Origin of the sequence: Pseudomonas sp. D3-27, assembly GCF_051132165.1 — a bacterium.
Lineage (GTDB): Bacteria > Pseudomonadota > Gammaproteobacteria > Pseudomonadales > Pseudomonadaceae > Aquipseudomonas.
This window is the reverse complement of sequence record NZ_CP071667.1, coordinates 2,271,365-2,290,526: the sequence shown is the minus strand read 5'-3', so window position 1 is coordinate 2,290,526 and position 19,162 is coordinate 2,271,365. Positions and strand designations below refer to the sequence as shown.

17 protein-coding genes, 1 pseudogene and 1 riboswitch are annotated in these 19,162 nt (G+C 58.5%); of the genes and pseudogenes, 8 read left to right on the top strand and 10 right to left on the bottom strand.

Going from position 1 to position 19,162, the window contains the following annotated elements:
• The first annotated feature begins 4 nt into the window (after positions 1–4).
• Positions 5–1,105 carry a DNA alkylation repair protein gene (locus J3P92_RS10615; protein WP_434563523.1) on the top strand — a complete coding sequence of 367 codons (1,101 nt, stop codon included), beginning with the start codon at positions 5–7 and terminating at the stop codon, positions 1,103–1,105.
• Between the two features lie 9 nt (positions 1,106–1,114).
• Here J3P92_RS10615 and J3P92_RS10610 read toward each other — a convergent pair whose 3' ends face one another.
• Positions 1,115–3,193: a putative bifunctional diguanylate cyclase/phosphodiesterase gene (locus tag J3P92_RS10610; protein WP_434563521.1), complete on the bottom strand. Its 2,079-nt coding sequence runs from the start codon at positions 3,191–3,193 to the stop codon at positions 1,115–1,117.
• Between the two features lie 280 nt (positions 3,194–3,473).
• Here J3P92_RS10610 and pncA point away from each other — a divergent pair, with 280 nt between their 5' ends.
• A complete protein-coding gene (pncA, locus tag J3P92_RS10605; RefSeq protein WP_434650699.1) occupies positions 3,474–4,130 on the top strand; it encodes a bifunctional nicotinamidase/pyrazinamidase in 657 nt (218 codons plus the stop codon).
• 38 nt (positions 4,131–4,168) lie between these two features.
• Complete coding sequence (locus J3P92_RS10600) at positions 4,169–4,810, top strand: DUF1345 domain-containing protein (protein ID WP_434610862.1); 642 nt, start codon at positions 4,169–4,171, stop codon at positions 4,808–4,810.
• Between the two features lie 109 nt (positions 4,811–4,919).
• Here the strand turns inward: J3P92_RS10600 and J3P92_RS10595 are convergent, their stop codons facing one another.
• The 3 genes from J3P92_RS10595 to J3P92_RS10585 form a co-directional block, all read right to left on the bottom strand.
• Positions 4,920–5,252 carry a hypothetical protein gene (locus tag J3P92_RS10595; RefSeq protein ID WP_434650697.1) on the bottom strand — a complete coding sequence of 111 codons (333 nt, stop codon included), beginning with the start codon at positions 5,250–5,252 and terminating at the stop codon, positions 4,920–4,922.
• A gap of 250 nt (positions 5,253–5,502) precedes the next feature.
• Positions 5,503–6,804, bottom strand: a complete 1,302-nt coding sequence (locus tag J3P92_RS10590) for an ATP-binding protein (RefSeq protein WP_434650695.1) — start codon at positions 6,802–6,804, stop codon at positions 5,503–5,505.
• 3 nt (positions 6,805–6,807) lie between these two features.
• Positions 6,808–7,509 carry a response regulator transcription factor gene (locus tag J3P92_RS10585; RefSeq protein ID WP_434650693.1) on the bottom strand — a complete coding sequence of 234 codons (702 nt, stop codon included), beginning with the start codon at positions 7,507–7,509 and terminating at the stop codon, positions 6,808–6,810.
• Positions 7,510–7,750: 241 nt separating this feature from the next.
• Here J3P92_RS10585 and J3P92_RS10580 point away from each other — a divergent pair, with 241 nt between their 5' ends.
• Positions 7,751–8,191 carry a hypothetical protein gene (locus J3P92_RS10580; protein WP_434700928.1) on the top strand — a complete coding sequence of 147 codons (441 nt, stop codon included), beginning with the start codon at positions 7,751–7,753 and terminating at the stop codon, positions 8,189–8,191.
• Between the two features lie 76 nt (positions 8,192–8,267).
• On the opposite strand, the gene J3P92_RS10575 is transcribed toward J3P92_RS10580, so the two are convergent.
• The 4 genes from J3P92_RS10575 to J3P92_RS10560 form a co-directional block, all read right to left on the bottom strand.
• Positions 8,268–10,565 carry an autotransporter outer membrane beta-barrel domain-containing protein gene (locus J3P92_RS10575; protein ID WP_434650689.1) on the bottom strand — a complete coding sequence of 766 codons (2,298 nt, stop codon included), beginning with the start codon at positions 10,563–10,565 and terminating at the stop codon, positions 8,268–8,270.
• A gap of 242 nt (positions 10,566–10,807) precedes the next feature.
• Positions 10,808–12,841, bottom strand: coding sequence for a hypothetical protein (locus J3P92_RS10570; RefSeq protein ID WP_434650687.1), 2,034 nt, complete (start codon positions 12,839–12,841; stop codon positions 10,808–10,810).
• 192 nt (positions 12,842–13,033) lie between these two features.
• A complete protein-coding gene (locus J3P92_RS10565; RefSeq protein WP_434610847.1) occupies positions 13,034–13,846 on the bottom strand; it encodes a hypothetical protein in 813 nt (270 codons plus the stop codon).
• Between the two features lie 120 nt (positions 13,847–13,966).
• The gene (locus tag J3P92_RS10560; RefSeq protein ID WP_434650685.1) at positions 13,967–15,178 is read right to left on the bottom strand and encodes a pyridoxal phosphate-dependent aminotransferase; all 1,212 of its coding nucleotides are present in this window, start codon (positions 15,176–15,178) and stop codon (positions 13,967–13,969) included.
• Between the two features lie 107 nt (positions 15,179–15,285).
• A riboswitch (cobalamin riboswitch) is annotated at positions 15,286–15,506 on the top strand.
• A 96-nt stretch (positions 15,507–15,602) separates the two neighbouring features.
• Here J3P92_RS10560 and J3P92_RS10555 point away from each other — a divergent pair.
• The 4 genes from J3P92_RS10555 (at position 15,603) to cobM (ending at position 17,716) form a co-directional block, all read left to right on the top strand.
• Positions 15,603–15,791, top strand: coding sequence for a CbtB domain-containing protein (locus J3P92_RS10555; RefSeq protein WP_434610845.1), 189 nt, complete (start codon positions 15,603–15,605; stop codon positions 15,789–15,791).
• Between the two features lie 11 nt (positions 15,792–15,802).
• Positions 15,803–16,498, top strand: coding sequence for a CbtA family protein (locus tag J3P92_RS10550; RefSeq protein ID WP_434650683.1), 696 nt, complete (start codon positions 15,803–15,805; stop codon positions 16,496–16,498).
• Positions 16,495–16,899: a cobalamin biosynthesis protein gene (locus tag J3P92_RS10545; protein ID WP_434610841.1), complete on the top strand. Its 405-nt coding sequence runs from the start codon at positions 16,495–16,497 to the stop codon at positions 16,897–16,899. Before J3P92_RS10550 ends, J3P92_RS10545 begins: the two co-directional genes overlap by 4 nt.
• A 70-nt stretch (positions 16,900–16,969) precedes the next feature.
• A complete protein-coding gene (cobM, locus tag J3P92_RS10540; RefSeq protein ID WP_434650681.1) occupies positions 16,970–17,716 on the top strand; it encodes a precorrin-4 C(11)-methyltransferase in 747 nt (248 codons plus the stop codon).
• Between the two features lie 306 nt (positions 17,717–18,022).
• Here the strand turns inward: cobM and nfuA are convergent, their stop codons facing one another.
• Positions 18,023–18,607: a Fe-S biogenesis protein NfuA gene (nfuA, locus tag J3P92_RS10535; protein ID WP_003182850.1), complete on the bottom strand. Its 585-nt coding sequence runs from the start codon at positions 18,605–18,607 to the stop codon at positions 18,023–18,025.
• Between the two features lie 116 nt (positions 18,608–18,723).
• A pseudogene (locus J3P92_RS10530) lies at positions 18,724–18,969 on the bottom strand (fatty acid cis/trans isomerase); the annotation flags it as partial.
• Between the last annotated feature and the right edge of the window lie 193 nt (positions 18,970–19,162).

The window sequence follows — 19,162 nt, the reverse complement described above, 5'->3', positions numbered from 1 at the left end:
CAACATGAGCACCACCACCTCTTCCCCAGCCCTCAAGGAAATCTTCAACAACGCCCGCCTGGAACACATCGCCACCGAAATGCGCGCGGTGTACCCGGCGTTCGATGCCAAGGCGTTCCTGGACATGACCAACGATGGGCTGGCGCAGTTGTCGGTGATGCAGCGCATGGCGCGGGTCAGCGAGTGTCTGCATACGGTCTTGCCGCTGGATTACGAATCATCGCTGGAAGTACTGCGTGCCCTGGCGCCGCGTTTGAACAGCATGTTCGTGAGCATGTTCCTGCCGCACTACGTGGCGTCGTACGGTCGGCATGCCTTCGAGGCGTCCATGGACGCGCTCAAGTATTTCACCCGGTTCGGCTCCGCGGAATTCGCCGTGCGGCATTTCCTGCGCGATGACCTGGCAGGTACTTTAGAAGTGATGCATGAATGGGCACTGGACGCCAACGAGCACGTGCGCCGCCTCGCCAGCGAAGGCAGCCGCCCGCGCCTGCCCTGGTCATTCCATCTGGAGCCGATCCAGGCCAACCCGGAACTCGCCGCCGCCATCCTCGATGCGCTCAAGGCCGACGACAGCCTGTACGTGCGCAAATCCGTCGCCAACCACCTGAACGATGTGACCAAGCAGCATCCCGACTGGGTCCTTGACCGCATCGAAGGCTGGCCGCTCCAGGAGCGCCACACCGCCTGGATCGCCCGGCATGCCCTGCGCAGCTTGATCAAGCAAGGTAACCCCCGGGCGCTGGCGGTCATCGGAGCGGGAGGTAAGGCGCAGGTCGAGGTCTCGGATCTGCAAGTGCTGCCGGCGGTGATTCGCCTGGGCGAGCAGGTCACGTTGTCGTTCAAGGTGCAATCGACTTGTCCCGAGAACCAACGCTTGGTGATCGATTATGCGATCGATTACGTAAAAGCCTCGGGCGGTACGTCGGCCAAGGTGTTTAAACTCAGGACCTTCGACCTGCCCGCCCTGGCGTGCGCCAACCTCAGCCGCTCCCAGCACATCCGCGAGCTGACCACGCGCCGACACTATGAGGGCCGGCATGCGGTACATGTGCTGATCAATGGCGAGCGGCTGGGCAGCACCGCGTTCGACATCGTCCCCTGAGCAATCGCCTCAGGCGATCGCCACGCGCGGGAATTGGCGGATGTTCTTGAGGAAATGCTCGGCCGGTTGCGGATGCCCCAGCAGATATCCTTGCAGTGAATCGCAGCCCAACTGCGTCAGGAAGTCCTGTTGTACATCGGTCTCCACCCCTTCGGCGACGATCCGCAGCCCCAGGGCCTGGCCGAGGGCGACGATGGCCGAGACGATGGCCGCGTCATCGCTGTCGTGCTCCAGGTCGCGCACGAAACCGCGATCGATCTTCAACTCGTTGGCCGGCAGGCGCTTGAGGTACATCAGGCTCGAATAGCCGGTGCCGAAGTCGTCGATGGACAGGTCCACGCCCATGTCCGACAGCTGTTGCAGCACCGTCATGCTCGCGTCCGCGTCGCTCATGGCAGTGGTCTCGGTGATTTCCAGCGTCAGGCTGTTGGCCGGCAAATGATGAGTTTCCAGCGCCTTGGCCACGCTCTGCACCAGGCCCGCATGGCAGAACTGCAAGGCCGAGAGATTCACCGCGATGCGCCAGTCGGTGTAGCCCAGCACGTACCATTCGCGCATCTGCCGGCAGGCTTCGTTGAGCACCCATTCGCCGATCGGAATGATCAACCCGGTCTTCTCCGCCAGGTCGATGAAGGTGTCGGGCATCAGCAGGCCCTGGGTTGGATGAGTCCAGCGCAGCAGCGCTTCGGCACCTACCGGACGGCCCTTCGCGGCGTCGAACTTGGGCTGGTAATGCAGGCTGAACTGCCGCTGCTCGACGGCGATGCGCAAGTCTTGCAGCAGTTGCAATTGCTTGCGGGCGTTGCTGTTCATCGAGGCGTCGAAGAAGCTGTAGCCGTTCTTGCCGGCGCCCTTGGCGTGATACATCGCCGCGTCCGCGTTCATCAACAGTTCATCGGCGCTCTGGCCGTTGCCCGGATAAAGCGAGATGCCGACACTGGCGGAGATCTGCAGGTCATGGTCGGCGACCCGGAACGTGCCGCCGATCAATGCAACCTGCCGAGCGGCCAGGCGCAGGGCGTCGTCCGGCTCGGCCAGTTGCACCAGCAGGACGAACTCGTCGCCACCGATCCGTGCGAGGGTGTCCTGGTTGCGCAGATCCTCGCGCAGGCGCAGGGCCACGTCCCGCAGCAACAGGTCGCCCATGTGATGGCCAAACGCGTCGTTCACCGGTTTGAAGCCATCCAGGTCAATGAACATCAAGGCGAAACACCCGCCCTGTTCCTGCACGCGGTGCATGGCTTGGCCAATGCGATCGGCCAGCAAAACACGGTTGGGCAGTCCGGTCAGGGGGTCGTGCAATGCCAGTTGAGTCAGCTCCCGGTTGGCCTGGGTCAGCGACCTGGCCAACTCCGCCGTACGCGCTTCAAGGCGTGCGTCGAGGATGGAAGTCAGCAAGGTAATCGCCAGGATTGCCAGGGTGGTAATCAGCACCACATTGTCCAGCCCCTTGCCGCTCAAGCCATCCAGGGCCCCGCAGAAACTGCCTTCGCGGAACTGCGCCGCGGCCATGCCGGTGTAGTGCATGCCGACGATGGCGACGCCCATCACCACGGCGGCGCCGGCACGAGCCAGGCGTACGTGAGGCGTATTCTGGCGAAGATGAAAGGCGATCCATAACGCCGCCGCGCACGCTACGACGGCAATCAACAACGAAGCCCCGAACAGCGTCGGGTCGTAATCGATGCCCGGTTGCATCCGCAACGCGGCCATGCCGGTGTAATGCATGGCACTGATGCCGGTACCCATCACCAACGCGCCGAACGCCAAATGCCAGGCGCGCAGTTGTGGCTGGCTGACCAACCACAGCGCAAAGCCGCTGGAAAGGACGGCAATCAGCAAAGACAGCGCAGTGATCGCCAAATCGTAGCCAAGCTCTACCGGCAATGTGAAAGCGAGCATGCCGATGAAATGCATGGACCAGATGCCCACCCCCATCGCCAACGCACCACCGGCCATCCAGAAGTGAACGGCGCGCCCCTGAGCGGTGGCGATACGCCCGGCCAGATCCAGCGCGGTGTAGGACGCCAGGATTGCAACAAACAGGGAAAACGAAACGAGAGCGGGTGAATAGCTGCCGATGAGCATGGGTTTTTTCTCGTGACCTTAAGGCCGTACTGCTTCCATGCCTGGTTGAAAGTTGGCGATTCTACACAGTCGCTACAGAAGTGCATCAAAAAGCCATCATACAAAAAAATATTTGCGACGAAAGACACTGGGCTCCCCTGTAGCGGCCCTTATCCGCAGGGCGTCGTCCACCGGCCCATATGGGATCGAGCTAGCTCGCGATGCGGTGCCCGGCACAAACAACCACCTGAGCCGGAACCGATTCGGCTAAGCTCTTCAGTTCCCCCCAGGAGCAGCCGGCATGACCCTAGCGGATACCAAAGCCACAACCACCGCTTTACTCGTGATTGACATCCAGAACGACTTCATCCCTGGCGGCCAACTGGCCGTGCCGGATGGCGACGAAATCGTGCCGCTGGTCAACCGACTCGGCCGTTCGTTCCTGAACGTCGTCTGCGCCCAGGACTGGCACCCCGCCGGGCACGCCTCGTTCGCCTCCAGCCATGAAGACAAGCAACCCTTCGACCTCATCCAGCTCCCCTACGGCGAACAAAAGCTCTGGCCCGATCACTGTGTCCAGGATACCCCGGGCGCCGCGCTGCACCCTGACCTCGACTTGCCTCATGCCCAATTGGTCATTCGCAAGGGGTGCAACCCGGCCATCGACAGTTACTCGGCCTTCATGGAAGCCGACCGCCAGACCCCGACCGGCCTGACCGGCTACTTCAAGGAACGCGGCATCGACACGGTGTACATGGTCGGATTGGCCCTGGACTTCTGCGTGATGTACTCGGCGCTGGACGCGCGAATGGCTGGCTTCAACGCGATCGTCGTTCTGGACGCTTGCCGGGGCATCGATATCGACGGTTCGATGGACGCGGCCATGCGGCGCATGCAGGAGGCCGGCGTGCGGCTGATTCAATCCAGCGACATCGCCAGCCCGGCGTTTGCCGGATGACTGTTACTACCCGTATTCCCTTGTCACAGTGAGTTCCCATGCCCCGCCTCACCCGCACTCACCCGCGCCTTTCCTGGGCCACGATCATTGGCCTGGCCGCGGGTTTGTCGATTCCCGCTGACTCGGTCATCGGCAAGATCCTGATCGGCTGGAACGTCGGGGTCTGGACTTATCTGCTGTTGATGTTCTGGCTCACGGTGCGGGCCAAGGCACCGGACGTGAAGCGCATCGCCGAAATGGAAGACGAAAACGCCGGGCTCGTGTTGTTGATGGTTTGCATCGCAGCCTTGGCCAGCCTGGCGACCATCACCTTTGAACTGGCCGGCAGCCGCGACCTGCAAACGGCCGGCAAGTGGCTGCACTATGGCGCGACCGCGTTGACCGTGATCGGCTCATGGTTGCTGATCGGAGTGATCTTCAGCGTTCACTACGCCCGGCTGTATTACACCTGGAACGGCAAGGAACCGGCGCTGCGTTTTGCCGAAGGCCTGGCCACACCCAATTACTGGGATTTCCTGTACTTCTCGTTCACCATCGGCGTGGCGGTGCAGACCTCGGACGTGGGGGTTGCCACGCGGCAGTTGCGCAAGATCGTGTTGGCGCAGTCGTTGATCGGTTTTGTGTTCAATACGGCGATATTGGGGTTTTCGATCAATATTGCGGCGGGGTTGTTTGGATGATTTGAGCAGCTCCGCAGCCCAGCGGGGATAGATCCCATAAGTGCATCAACTGAATTGACCTGACAATCACGTCCATAAATCCGGTAATTGTCAGATCAGATCTGAACTTCTAATCCACCCATTGCCTTAGGGAGAATTCGCCTTTTACACTCACCCCTTCATTAAGCTCAACGTCGAAGTTTCCCTTGGCCAGCTTCCCCTCGTCATATTCATCAAACCGAATCGTTCCGCTCACCGCGGGACGTGTGTATTCATCCATACTGAAATCCATATAAACCTGTTCCGATGATGGGCCAACGTCATACGTGCCTGCACCGTTCACCACCCCCGGGGAGGGATTAATCCACATACTCTGGGGATTATTGAATCCCGACAATCCAGGTGGGTTGGTAAACGAAACTGATTCCGCTTTAAAATTAAACGTCGCAGCCATAGCGGTCATAAAACCTTGTGCTTCGGTTTTTTTTCTGGGCTTCTTTTGTTCATGTCTGACTCCGCGAGATAGCTAATAAGTAAACACACGTCAGCAAACTAAAGCGATCTGCATGCCCGTACACCTGTCAACAATTACAGTACCGACAAACGGTTCGTCGGAATCTCTAACAGCAACATCACCCAGATGAGCGGTGGAACGAAGAATTGGGTTGGCGCCAATGGCATAAATCCCCTAGCCACAGGGACTGCATCAGGCTTCAAGGCGGCGTTGGCAGCCACAGCCTGAAGCGTGCCCCGTCCAGCGGCGAAGCCCCGACCGTCAGGGTGCCGCCTTGGGCTTGCAGGGCACGGCGGCTGATCGCCAGGCCGAGGCCGAAGCCGCCCGTGGCGCGGTCGCGGCTGCGGTCCAGGCGGTAGAACGGCTCGAAGACGCGCTCGCGCTCGCTGTCGGGAATGCCAATGCCATCGTCGTCGACCCAGATCTCACAGCCTTGATCACCCACCAGCACACCGACCTGGATGCGCTTTTCGCAGTAGCGCATCGCATTGCGCAGCAAGTTCTGCAAAGCCCGGGCGGTGAGGCGCGGGTCCAGTACAAAACGCTCCAGCGCCCCGTGCAGCAGCACGTCGATCACCACCTCCGGCGCGGCCAGGTCTTCGTCGAGGCTGCCCAGGATACTGTCGATGAACTCGTCCAGCGGCACTTCGACCCGCTCCGACACCCGCTCCGGATTTTGCAAGCGGCTGTAGGACAGCAGTTCCAGCACCAACTCGTCCAGTTCGCGAATGTGCGCCACCAACCCTTGCAGACGCTCGCGACTGGCCGTCGGCATCTCCTCCGACAACGCCAGAGCGAGGCCAAAATCGAGCCGGGTCAAGGGCGTGCGCAGTTCATGGGACACGGCGTTTAGCAGGTCCCTCTGCTGGTTGAGCAGATTCTCGATGTCCCCGGCCATGGTGTCGAATACGTGGGCCAGGCTGCCAATGTTCGAGCGCGGCGCAATGTGCGTGCGCTCGCTCAAATGCCCCTTGCCGAAACGCTCGGCGGTGCGCTTCAGACGCTCCAGATCGCGCCAGTGCGGCCGCAACCAGAGCAGCAGGCAGCCCAGCATCGTCGCGCCGATCAACACGTTGATGCTCCAATACAACCAACTGACATCCGCCGGGTCGGGCGGCACGATCATTTTCACCGCCGTGTGCTCGTCCAGCGGCGCGGCCGCCAGGGTTCGCCAACCCCAGTCACCGACGCGCACCACGTTTTCACCGCGCTTGAGACGCGCCTGTTCGGTTGCGGTGAAACCGGCGTCCCCGGTGGTCGCCAGCTCGATGCGCAATGGCTCGAACTCCTTGTCCATCTGCGCCGCCAGCGCCGGCCATTGCTCGCTGGGCGCGGCGCGGAACTGCTTGACCATCAGGGTTTGCAGGCCACGGGAATAGTCGAGGTTGTAGGTTTGGAAACGCTCGTGGAACAGGCGGATCACCAGTTCCGGCATCAAATAGATCGCCGCGCTGTAGGAAACGATGGTGACCAGATACAGGCGAATCAGCAGCTTCCACATCGATCAGCATTCCCACTCGGAGCGGCTGAACAGGTAACCCTTGCCCCATACGGTCTTGATCTTGCGCGCCTCGCCGGCGTTGTCGTCGAACTTGCGCCGCAGCTTGGAAATGGCCACGTCCACCGAACGATCGGTGCCGTTGAACTCAATGCCGCGCAGCCGTTGCAGGATCTGGTCGCGGCTCAGTACTTCGCCGGAATGCCGGGCCAGCACCACCAGCAGGTTGTATTCGCCGCTGGACAGCTCGACCGCTTGGCCGCGCCAGGTCACGGTGCGTTCGGACAGGTCGATGCACAGGTTGCCCATGACGATGCGATCATTGACCGTCTGCGGCTCGGTCAGGCTACTGCGCCGCAACAACGTCCGCACTCGGGCGAGCAACACCCGTGGCTCGCAGGGTTTGGTGACATAGTCGTCGGCGCCCATCTCCAGGCCCGACACCTGGTCGTGGCTGTCGTCCCGGGCGGTGAGCATCAGGATTGGTAGAGTCGCCGAATCGGCCCGCAGCAAGCGGCAGACTTGCAAGCCGTCCAGCCCCGGCAGCATCAGATCGAGGATCACCAGGTCCGGCGGATTGACCCGCGCCCGCTCACGCACATGGTCGCCACGGTTGAGCACGCTGACGTGATAGCCGTTGCGTTCCAGGTAGCTGGCGATGAGTTCGCAGAGGGCGGCGTCGTCTTCGACGAGGAGGATGTTGGGCATGGTGTATCCAAAGGTACGAGGCGCTCAGAATCTCAAGCTGCGAAGGATATACGCCCTCATCCGCCGCTGAGCAAAACCCTTACATAATTTCACAACCATGTTCCCCACCACAAAACCCCAGCCTGGACACCTGTAATACTTGACAGTATACAAAAGTGCAGTACGGGCTCTATATAAGGAAACCAGACGCATGGCACAGCGTGCCGACTGGAGTATTCTCATTAACCTATGGAGTTCACCTATGAACAGCGCAGCCAGTAAATCTGCCTTACGTGCAACGGACGTTGACTTCACCGCCACTCTTGAGGACGGCTCCCCCTTTCGTGCCTCCGTAACCGAACTTAAAAGCTCCGTTACGCCAGGCCGCGGCGATATATGGATGGTGGTTGCCACCGAATGGGCAAACGGTCGTCCCAGAACGTTCACCATTACGTTCTCCAAAGATAGGAAAGACGCAACCAATGAACCGGTGACGGACCACGACCAACATGCAACTGTGCATTTCAATAATTATGAGGATCCGCAAAACCCGACGCTACAAAAAGCCAGGTCAGGAACGATCACTTACCATTTAAATCGCACAAGTTTAAATTTCTCAGGGTCTTTTCAAGTGAACATGGACAAAGCTGACGGCACGGGCCGCTTTCTATGCTCGGGGACATATGACACAGAGCTTAGTTAATAGAAATAGCCCCGGCGTCAAGCCGGGGCTACACATTCTACAAACTATAAAAATCTAGGTCCTGACCAACACAGGCTTACCATTTAAATTGCAGGCCTACCGTTCCCCCCACTGGCATTTCAATACCTTTACCATTCATGTACTCCACCTCCGCGTGAACTTGCCAGCGTTGCGACAAATTGATGGCCACGCCGGCCCCTAACTCGGCACGGGATCCAGAAAGATCGTTATTGAATACGTTGTTGTTGACCTTGACTTCGTTATTCTTGGCAAATTCGTGCACCAACGCCGCACGAACGTAGGGTTGCACCATCGCTCCGTTGCGTAGCTGGATATCGCGCCCAGCTGTCATACCTGCCTTGCCGAGCAATGAGTAAGTAGTGTCGCCCTCAGCACGCAGGCCGTTGTTCAGTCGATAATCCTTGCCACCTATCGCCACCGCAGACCAGTGGGTAAAGGGCTCGATAAAATAGCCATCGTCAAGCTTGATATTGCGTCCAATCTCTACCGAACCGCCCAAGCCGGTGTTGTCGTAATCACCCTTGACCCGCTTGCCATCGCTCATACCAACCTTGGCATCGTTCTGGAAGCGGTTGAGCTTGAGAACGCTGTCCACGTAATAACCACTGGCCTCATCCATCCACGTCAGGTAAGTACCTAAGTAGTAGCTTTTGATCGTACCGGAAGTTCCACGATGCAAATCAAGGTCTGAAGTACTGTGACCCGCCATTACCCCCACCAGCCACTGCCCATCTCCCATTGGCAAAGGCGCATCGGCGCCGAGCGAGAAACCTTGCTGGGCCTGCCGGTATCCAGCCCCATAGCTATCCGACACGTTGTATTTATTGCCATACGCCCGCATCCAGGCACCGGACTTCTGTGGATTGAAGCGCAATTCCCCCATGCGACTGCGCAACGAGGTCAGCTCGCCATACCACACCGTCGGTGCGGTATTGAACAGTGCCATGACTGCCCGAGTGGAAGGGCTGACCCCACGAGCCGTAGGATCCAGGAACCAATCGTTACCGGAGGCACTTTGCTTCAATCCATAAGTAAATGCGCCCAGATCGACTTCACCACCGGCATTCGCCAGGGTAAAGGTCGCGTCCCCACTGGCAGTATGTACGACCTGGACCGGTTGGCCACTGGCGGGGTCGATGCCGCTACTGGCGATCATAAGCTGATGGTTGCCGGTGGCGGACCCGGTGACATTGAGTACATCGGTCTGGTTTGTCGCAAAATCGGTGCCGATCATGAACAGACCGTTACCGGACAGGTTTTCTACATTCAGTTGATAAAAAGCATTATCGGCACCGAATCTCACCGTACCGCCGTTTAAAGACAAATCGCCGACCTGACTGTTGCCCGTCATGGTCCAACTCGATTGAGCATCAATACCGACCGTCGCAACATTAGTCATGACGCCGGTCAATTGCGAGCCTTGCTGCAACGCTACTGTCGCCGTGCTGCCCGTGTCGGCTGTTATATCACCGATCAACGAGCCTTGAATAAAAGTCAGCGCCGCGACACTGTTGTCGGCAACTTGAACATTACCCGTCAGGTCGCTCAGGCCTACAGTCATGGCTGCGTCAGCGGCGCCCTTTACTTCCAGGATCGTTCCGTTGCTCCCGGTCAGCGTCGAACCGTTGAGCACGTCAATCCGTGTGACCGGTGCCGAGCTACCCGCGTAATCCACAACAATGGCAGAACCGTTCTTCCCCTCGATGCTCGAACGATCAAGCTCTAGGCGATTGCCAACCGATACACCGCTTTCGAGCCCCAACGTGACGCCATTCTGACCGCCGATAATGCGTGTTCCGTTGCTTGCAAACGCCGAGGCGCCCAGCAGCGAAAGACCAAAACTCGTTGCTCCTGTGCCCTCAATGGTCGATTTCGAAAAAGTCAGGGTGCTATAGGCCGACGCACGAGCGCCACCTGTGGTGCCGGTAATGGTACTGTCGGTTGCCGTTACCGTTGAACCGGTTGTCGAAGTGACGGCACGCGCGGCTGATAATCCCAATCTATCCCCGGTGATGGTACTGCCATTGATCGTCGCGGTACTGTTGTCAAGTCGCAACGCAGAGGGCGCATTCCCACCAGCGACGGTAGTGTCAGATAAGTTGATGGTAGAACCATTACTTCCTGTAATCCTTCCAGTGGTAGCTCCGCTGGCATTCAACGTAGATTCAGAGGCCGAAATATCGAGCGTGTCTGCGCCATTGACGTTCAACGTTGACGTCTGCGCAAGCGTCCAGGCTTCCACCGGAGAACCGTTTGTGAGTGTCTGCTCCTGGCCGACTAACGTCCCGGCAAGCGACGGCTCAGCCAGGAACAATAAACATAATAATAACGAACTACCCACCTGGCCTGACATTCCAAGTGATCCTCTGTCGAATTTAACCAATTGCATATCGCTACCCGCGTTTCGTCATTTCGAATAAAAATGACAAGGCTAATTTTTATGAGCATCCCCTCTCACAGACGGCCGATAATCTACACCTCAGTTTCGCAATTTTATGTAGGATAAATCCCAATAAACAGCAGGATTTTTCTTCGCACTCTGTTATAGCGACGACGTCGGGGGACAACGTAGCATCCCCCGATTCCCGCCCCCACCTATTGAGTCGGTGTTCCTTCACAATAATTAAAGCTGTTATTCAGCAGTGAAACCTCGTTTAGAAACTCAAGCGACGATGTAAGCACCCCACCGATATCCACCTCATACCAAATTTTTATATAACCATTAGGCAAGCCGGAAGCGTGTGTCGGCTGGATAGGTTTGAGCTTTGTCAAGTAGGGCTCGATATTCTTGACAAACTGCCCACCCGTCTCCGCTCCGGTAATTTGGTAAGTTCCGAGATAGTCCGTGCCAGGGATTTCATCAAGTCCCAACGCATCGGTGGTTCCAACGGATTTAAGCGTAACAACCGTGCCGGGAGGCATATGCGTTGCATCTATGTCGACCGTAACGGGCAACGCGTATGTGCTCCTGTCCAAATATCGGCATGAAACAAGACCGTTAAACAACCGAACCGTTGGAGCTGGCAGTACAACCCGAACCGCATCGACCTGAACCTCGGTGGGGTACGATCGCATTACATTCCGACCGCCATCTTCCTCAATCGTCCAATAGGCAATTTTCTTTCCAACCCCGGCGCCATCGATGTCAGCGGCTGACATGTTAAAGGTCAATGGTGTCAAGGTCCCGGCCGTTAGGTTTTCGCTATACACTTCCACGCCGTTGAACCACAACCGGGCGACCTCATCGCCAATCGGCACCCACGCGCTTGCTGCATCGACGAGGGGCGTGCTGATAGTCGCCTCCTTTCCACGATCCTCTGGCGTTATATGGTTTGGAGTGCCAGAGCCACCAACGGCCACCACCGTGACCTTCACCATATTCGGATTTTCCAACGAGGGAAAAATCGGATTCACGGGGCCACGATAGCTAAAATCAAGAGCGGACTCTGCTGGAACGGATGGAACTGGGTTTTCTGTTGTTCGGGAAAATTGATATTCAGTAAATACAGCCGCTTGCGCGGTAGAGCTTCCCCAAAGCGCAATCAGCCTGTTCGTGGCCACCGGAAATTGGAGTACTTTATTAGGTGCCTCCTGGCCTAACTGCTGACTGCCTAAAGCAAACTCTGTACTACCGTTACCGTTAATAATCTTCGGAATGATCCGGTCCGTGTCTTGGCCATTAGTGGTATAGGGTACTTCTACATACACTGGGCTGGTCAGGTCCTCCAAGTCGACAACGTCCGGCAAGATGCCTTTCGGAATATAAGAGTCATGCAGTTGAGGCCGTGGCCGGCGACGGACATAGTAGCCACTCGCCAACGCGTCCTCGCTGATATTTCCAACCACATCTTCTAATACGTACCAGACGTAATATTGCCCGTCCAATTGCGGAATAGCTGCCGTTGGTACCGACACCTCCCCAGATGACGTTAGATCTTGGGTATGTACAGGCGTCCCGACACCGTAACTGTCCCCCGCATAGACGTGAATGACATCGTCATCACGATGAAAGTCATAGCTAACATTGATGGCCAGCTCCAGCGTGCTGTTATTGGCGAGCCAATCATCATCAATTTCTTGACCCGGAGCCAAATTTACAAATATGGCGGCCTCCGGCTTCAGCCTCATATTCGACTGTTTGTCATGCTCAGGTGCATACCGGTCAATTTCTGCTGGGAACCATGGCGACATGTCCGCGTTGCCGTCCGCGCCTTTGTAGTGGACAAATTGATATTCGTAAGTCGTTGACGCTTTCGATGCGTCATCATCCGCGAGCGCAATAGTGGATACCGGAATATTGAGTTCCGTCGGGCGACCTGTTACAGGGCCAAACTGGCCGTCAGCGACCATGGTACCGTCCCCCGTATCTGGCGCCTTCCGCTCATACAACTCCCATTCGTCACTGTCATGCGGGCTTGCAATATCACCGGTATGGAATCGAACCGTCATCGTCCCGGTGTCCAGCACCGATTTGGGGATCAGGTCGTCTATGATCTGTCCGACAATTTCGGGGGGATTCAGCAGAACGCCGGAGTCAGAATTTTTCGTGCGTAAGGCTGTCCGCGAGCGCTCAGCAATCTGCTTCAGCGTTAATACTTCACCGTTGGGACTTGTACTTGTACTGGTCATTTTTATTTCTCCATAAACTATAAACTGAACTGAACTGAACTGAACGAGACATCTTCAAATCTCAAAGAGATTCAATCGTCACCACGCCACCGAATCGAATGCAGCGCAAATCCTTAACGTCTGCCGAGACTATAAAAGAAAGCACCGCTCTCGAAGTTCCGTCTACCTCATACCTCATGCACCTTTGCTATCTTAGACAAATCCGCCACAAGGCTCCGTCTCGCCCGGAATGACTCGATCGATCTTGACCAAACCTTTCTTCGACCGACCTTTAGGAATTCCATTTCGATAAATCGTGTACTGAGCAATGCCGGAATCGCTATCCACCATAGGCTTTACATAGGGTACGAAAGGGATTTCCATGACAAATCCATAGGCCGCTTCGCTGTCACTTATCGTTTTGCGAAACTCGTAGATGGGCGTCAGTGCCGGAGGGCTGCCATTCAAAGTGCTAAATCCCTGCCACTCAAGAACACATTCGTCCTGCCCATTGAAAATCGATTCAGGCGCTATCGCCACCCTGACCTTTTCCCAGATTGGCACGGGCGAAGTGCAATTGAGATAACCCCATAAGTTGCTGTCCGGAAAGGTCGGCTCCGCCAAGGTTGGTACAAGCACCGGTGTATGATCGATCGTCAGTTTGCGAATCGGTGAAGGATCGAAATTTCCGTTAACACTATGCTCTAACAGATAGCGAATTTCGGCAGTACCGTCGACGCTCATCATTTGAGGCGTTATTGGAAATGTAAACTCCGGTCGATCATCTACCTGATAGTATCTGTTGTTAAAAATTACCGTTTCTGTTGGTGGATTTATTGGCTGCTTCCAATAAACCGTAAGCTCCGTATATATTCCGGGCTGCCCCGGAAAATCGGTCCAGCGCGTTATTCTTCCGGTCGTTCCGTTAGTCAGTTGTTCTAACGGAATACGGCCTTCCGGGTCCAGTTCACTCACGCCATCTATGCGCAAAGGTACAGCTGTGATTTGACCGTTCGGCTGTGCCATTTGTATCGTGCTCCGGATAAGTGCGCTGCGGGCGCACATTGCCTAACGAAGTCCACGATTCAATTAAGCGCCGGGTATATATGTTTGCCTACTGTCATATCTGACAGGTCAACCTACCGTTCATCGGGCCGGCGTCTCGGCGGGTACGCCTTGGGCTTCTCTAAGTTGTTCCACAGCACAGTGGGCAATTCGCTGGCACGCCTTCGCCAGTTCCATCCGACCTATCACTAACCCAATCCGAATATGCCCCGCCGCACTCGGCCCAAACGCCTCCCCCGCCAACACCGACACGCCATACCCGTCCAGCAGCCGCTCGGCAAACGTTTGGGCATCCAGCCCCGTCTCACGCACATCGACCATTACGAACATGCCGCCATCGGGTCGTACAGGTTTGAGCCCTGGACAGCCCTCAAGCGCCGCGCATACCAAGTCCCGACGTTGGCGATACTCCGCGCGCATCTGCGCCACTTCCGGCAGATCCCGTTCAAGGGCAACCAGGGCACCGCACTGGACGAAATCCGGCAAACCAAACAGCATGCACAGCGACAGATTGGAAAGGTGTTCAGCGAGAGGTTCGGGGCCAATGGCCCAGCCGATGCGCCAACCGATCATGGCATGGGATTTGGACAGGCTGTTGATGGTGACGGTGCGCTCGGCCATGCCCGGCAGGCCGGCCGGGCTGATGTGCTCGCCTTCGTAGAGCAGGTCGCTGTAGACCTCATCGCTGATCAGCCACAGATCGTGTTCGATGCACAGTTGCGCCAGGGCTTGCCAGGTGCACAGCGGCAGGCTGGCGCCGGAGGGGTTGTTGGGGCTGTTAATCAGCATCGCACGGGTGCGCGGGGTGATCAGCCGGGCGACGTCGGCCGGCTGGACTCGGAAGCCGTTCTCCGGCGTCACCGCCACCGGCACCACTTTCGCTGCGCAGGCACCGAATACCGCTTCGTAGGTGACGTACATCGGTTCGGCGACGATCACTTCATCGCCAGGGTCGAGCAGGCATTGCGCGACGGCATAGACGCCGCATTGCGCGCCGGGCAGCACCGTAACGTGGCCCGCGCCCACTGGTTGGCCGCAGCGTTGTTGGTGCCGCCGGGCGATGCTGGCGCGCAGGCTGTACAAGCCGCTGGTGTCCGAATAGTGGGTATCGCCGGCACGCAGGCTGGCGACGGCGGCCTCGACAATGGCGGGCGGTGTGTCGAAATCCGGATCGCCCACCGAGAGCAACAGCACGTCCCTGCCCTCCTCGCGCATGGCCAGTGCCCGGTCATGAATGGCCCAGGCGGCAGCGCCGTCGCCAGTGATGCGTTGGGTCAGGGCTGAAAAGCGCATGTCATTTCCTTGTGAGTTGCGGTATTGAGCTCAACCCTATCTCAAATCCCGAAGCGCGCCACCGTTTGGATGGCCTTGCGCATTGACGCCCGGCCCTCGCCCATGGTCTGCTGTACGCCAGTTTGGGTGCCCTTCACAGGGTGAAACGGGAAACCGGTGAATCGTGTGCTTTACTTCAAGGCCACGTCAGTCCGGTGCTGCCCCCGCAACGGTAAGCGAGTGAAGCGTCGAAACCACTGTGCATGCGCATGGGAAGGGGACGCTTTCAGGCAAGGCTCAGGCCCTGCCCCTCGTGAGCCCGGAGACCGGCCCATGACTTCTTTTCAACAAACCCGCGGTGGGCGGGCGCTGTTCGAATCCCGGCGAGTCTTCGCCTGGGTTTTCATTGCGCTTGGTCCGCCCGCTGACACCAGAGGGAAGCGCCATGTCGACCATCAGCAGCACCGCCCGCACGAACAGTAGCACCGTCACCCTGAGCCAGCGCTTGAGCGCCGCGGTCCTTGCCTCGATTCTCGGCGCGGGCCTGGTGTATTTCGCCGGTTTCTCCCACATCGAAGCGGTGCACAACGCAGCCCACGACACACGGCACAGCGCCGCGTTCCCGTGCCATTGAGCGCCGACACCATGATCAAGCGTATCGCGCAAACCGCCGGTTTCAGTGGATTGTTGGCCGCCCTGCTGCTGACTCTTCTACAAAGTTTTTGGGTATCGCCGCTGATCCAGCAAGCCGAGACCTACGAAAAGGCCCCGGCCGCCGAGGTCCATGAACACGCCGCTGGGGTTGCACACAGCCATGACGCGCAAGCCTGGGAGCCGGAGGACGGCTGGCAACGCGTGCTCTCCACCACCGGCGGCAACCTGGTGGTCGCGGTGGGTTTTGCGCTGATGCTCGCGGGCCTGTACACCTTGCGTGAACCGACGCGCACATCCCAGGGTTTGCTCTGGGGCCTGGCCGGCCATGCCACCTTCGTCCTGGCGCCGACGCTGGGCTTGCCCCCGGAACTGCCGGGCACTGCTGCGGCGGATCTGGCCCAACGGCAGATGTGGTGGATCGGCACCGCTGCGTGCACGGCGGTGGGCATCGCCCTGATTGCGTTCGGTCGGCATTGGCTGTTGAAAGTGTTGGGCCTTGCGACCTTGCTGATTCCTCACGTCATTGGCGCCCCGCAGCCGGACGTGCATTCCATGCTCGCGCCCGAGGCGCTGGAAAGTGAGTTCAAGCTCGCTTCGCAATTGACCAATGTTGCGTTTTGGCTGGCCTTGGGCCTGATCAGCGCCTGGCTGTTCCGCCGTGGTGCACAGGCTCACGACCAAGCATGAGTGGCGGGCCGATCCTGGTGGTCGGCCTCGGCTGCCAGCGCGGTTGCCCGGCCAGCACGTTGCGGGCATTGCTTGAGCAGGCGCTGCTGGCCCACGGTATCGCGCTCGACGAAATAAGGGCATTGGCGAGCATTGACCGCAAGCGTGACGAGCCGGGGCTGCTGGAGTTGGCAGCGCAATTATCGCTGCCGCTGACGTGTTTCAGCGCTGAACAACTGGCGGGTTATCAAGCACAGCTCAGCCATCGCTCAGCCATCGCTTTCGAGCATATGGGTTGCCATGGCGTCGCCGAAAGCGCCGCCCTCGCCCTGGCCGATCAACTGGGTGTTTCGCCCGCGAGATTGCGAGTTACCCGCCAGAAAGGCCCGCAGGCGACATTGGCATTGGCGATGGCTTTGTAACACTCGATAATCGCTCGCCGAATCATGAGCATTGCTCATGCACGCCCTCATCTTTGCATAGGAACCGGTCATGACCGTTTACTTCATCGGCGCCGGCCCTGGCGATCCGGAGCTGATCACCGTCAAGGGCCAGCGGCTGATTCGCAACTGCGCCGTGATCATCTACGCCGGCTCCCTGGTGCCAACGGCCGTGCTGGAAGGCCACCGCGCCGAACAAGTGGTCAACAGCGCCGAGCTGCACCTGGAACAGATCATCGATCTGATAAAGTCGGCACACCTCAACGGTCAGGATGTAGCGCGAGTGCACTCCGGCGACCCAAGCCTTTACGGCGCGATCGGCGAGCAGATCCGCTACCTGCGGGAGCTGGACATTCCTTTCGAAATCATCCCGGGCGTGACCGCCACTTCAGCCTGCGCCGCTCTGCTCGGTGCCGAGCTGACGCTGCCAGACATATCCCAAAGCGTGATCCTGACCCGCTACGCGGACAAAACCGCCATGCCCACTGGAGAAGAGTTGGTCAGCCTGGCGCAACACGGCGCCACCATGGCGATTCACTTGGGCGTCAACCATCTGGAAAAAATCGTCGATGAGCTGCTACCCCACTACGGCGGCGATTGTCCGATTGCGGTAATTCACCGGGCGACGTGGCCCGATCAGGATTGGGTGGTGGGGACGCTGGAGGATATTGCCGAAAAGGTACGGGCCAAGGGCTATCGGCGTACGGCGTTGATTCTGGTGGGACGGGTGTTAGGCAATGACGTGTTCAGCGAGTCATCGCTGTACCGCGCCGGGCATGCGCATCTCTATCGGCCCTGACTCATCACTGTCCCTTGTGGGAGCGAGCTTGCTCGCGATGACAAAGGCACATTCAACATCATCGCAAGCTGACCCACCGCTATCGCGAGCAAGCTCGCTCCCACAGGGTTCGGCAGGTGCCCACAGGTTACGCGCCGATCACCGAAGCTGTTGTGGCGAGGGAGCTTGCTCCCGCTGGACCGCGAAGCGGTCCCTGGGTAACCCACGCACCCATCACGGAGAACGCGCCGGTTGCCTTGCGATTGCTTCGCAATCGAGCGGGAGCAAGCTCCCTCGCCACAGTGTTCTGCGCGCAGCGAACACCTATCAGTAGTAGGCGTTTTCTTTCTGCGTGTGGTCGGTCACGTCGCGTACGCCCTTGAGTTCCGGGATGCGCTCGAGCAAGGTGCGCTCGATGCCTTCCTTCAAGGTGACGTCGGCCTGGCCGCAGCCCTGGCAGCCGCCGCCGAACTGGAGCACGGCGATGCCGTCTTCCACCACGTCGATCAACGATACCTGGCCGCCGTGGCTGGCCAGCCCCGGGTTGATTTCGGTTTGCAGGTAGTAATTGATGCGCTCGTTGACCGGGCTGTCGGCGTTGACCATCGGCACTTTCGCGTTCGGTGCCTTGATGGTCAGCTGGCCGCCCATTCGGTCAGTGGCGTAGTCGACCACCGCATCGTCCAGGAAAGCTTCGCTGAACGAATCGATGTACGCGGTGAAGCTCTTGAGCCCCAGCGCGGTGTCTTCAGGTTTTTCTTCTCCCGGCTTGCAGTAGGCAATGCACGTCTCTGCGTACTGGGTGCCGGGCTGGGTGATGAAGATGCGGATCCCGATACCCGGGGTGTTCTGCTTGGACAGCAGGTCGGCCAGGTAATCGTGGGCGGCATCGGTAATGGTAATGGCGGTCATGGAAACTCCTCGCAGGCTTGCCGGCAGTTTACGCCAATCATCGCGCCGGACAAAGTCCTAGTATTTTTGTCAGGAAAGAACCCGACGATGTGAAGGCGCATCGCCAAGCGCCTCGATCAGAGTTTCTGGTAGCGATTCATGTCCAGCACCCCTGCTTCCGTGGGGTCGGTTTCCTGAATGTATCGGCTCAGGTCGTGGAAGTACTGCCAGAACCGCGGATGGCTGCGACGAATCCCCCAGCGCTCGACAACCCGCTCGAACGCCGCCGCATCCGGCGCGCGTTCCATGGCGTCGACAAATGCTGGCACCTGCCCGGCGGGGATGTTGAAGATGAAATTCGGATAGCTGCTGAGCACGCCCGGATCACTGCCCAAATTCAACTGGCAGGCAGAGTCATAGCAGGCGTGGCAGGCCACGCATTTTTCGGTGAAGATCGGCTGGATGTCGCGGGTATAGGAAATCGCGGGAGCGGGACCTCCGGCGGCTGCGGTAAAGGACAACAGCAGCAACAGACTGCCGGATAAGAAGCGGTACGGCATGTCTCGGTCCCTAAGA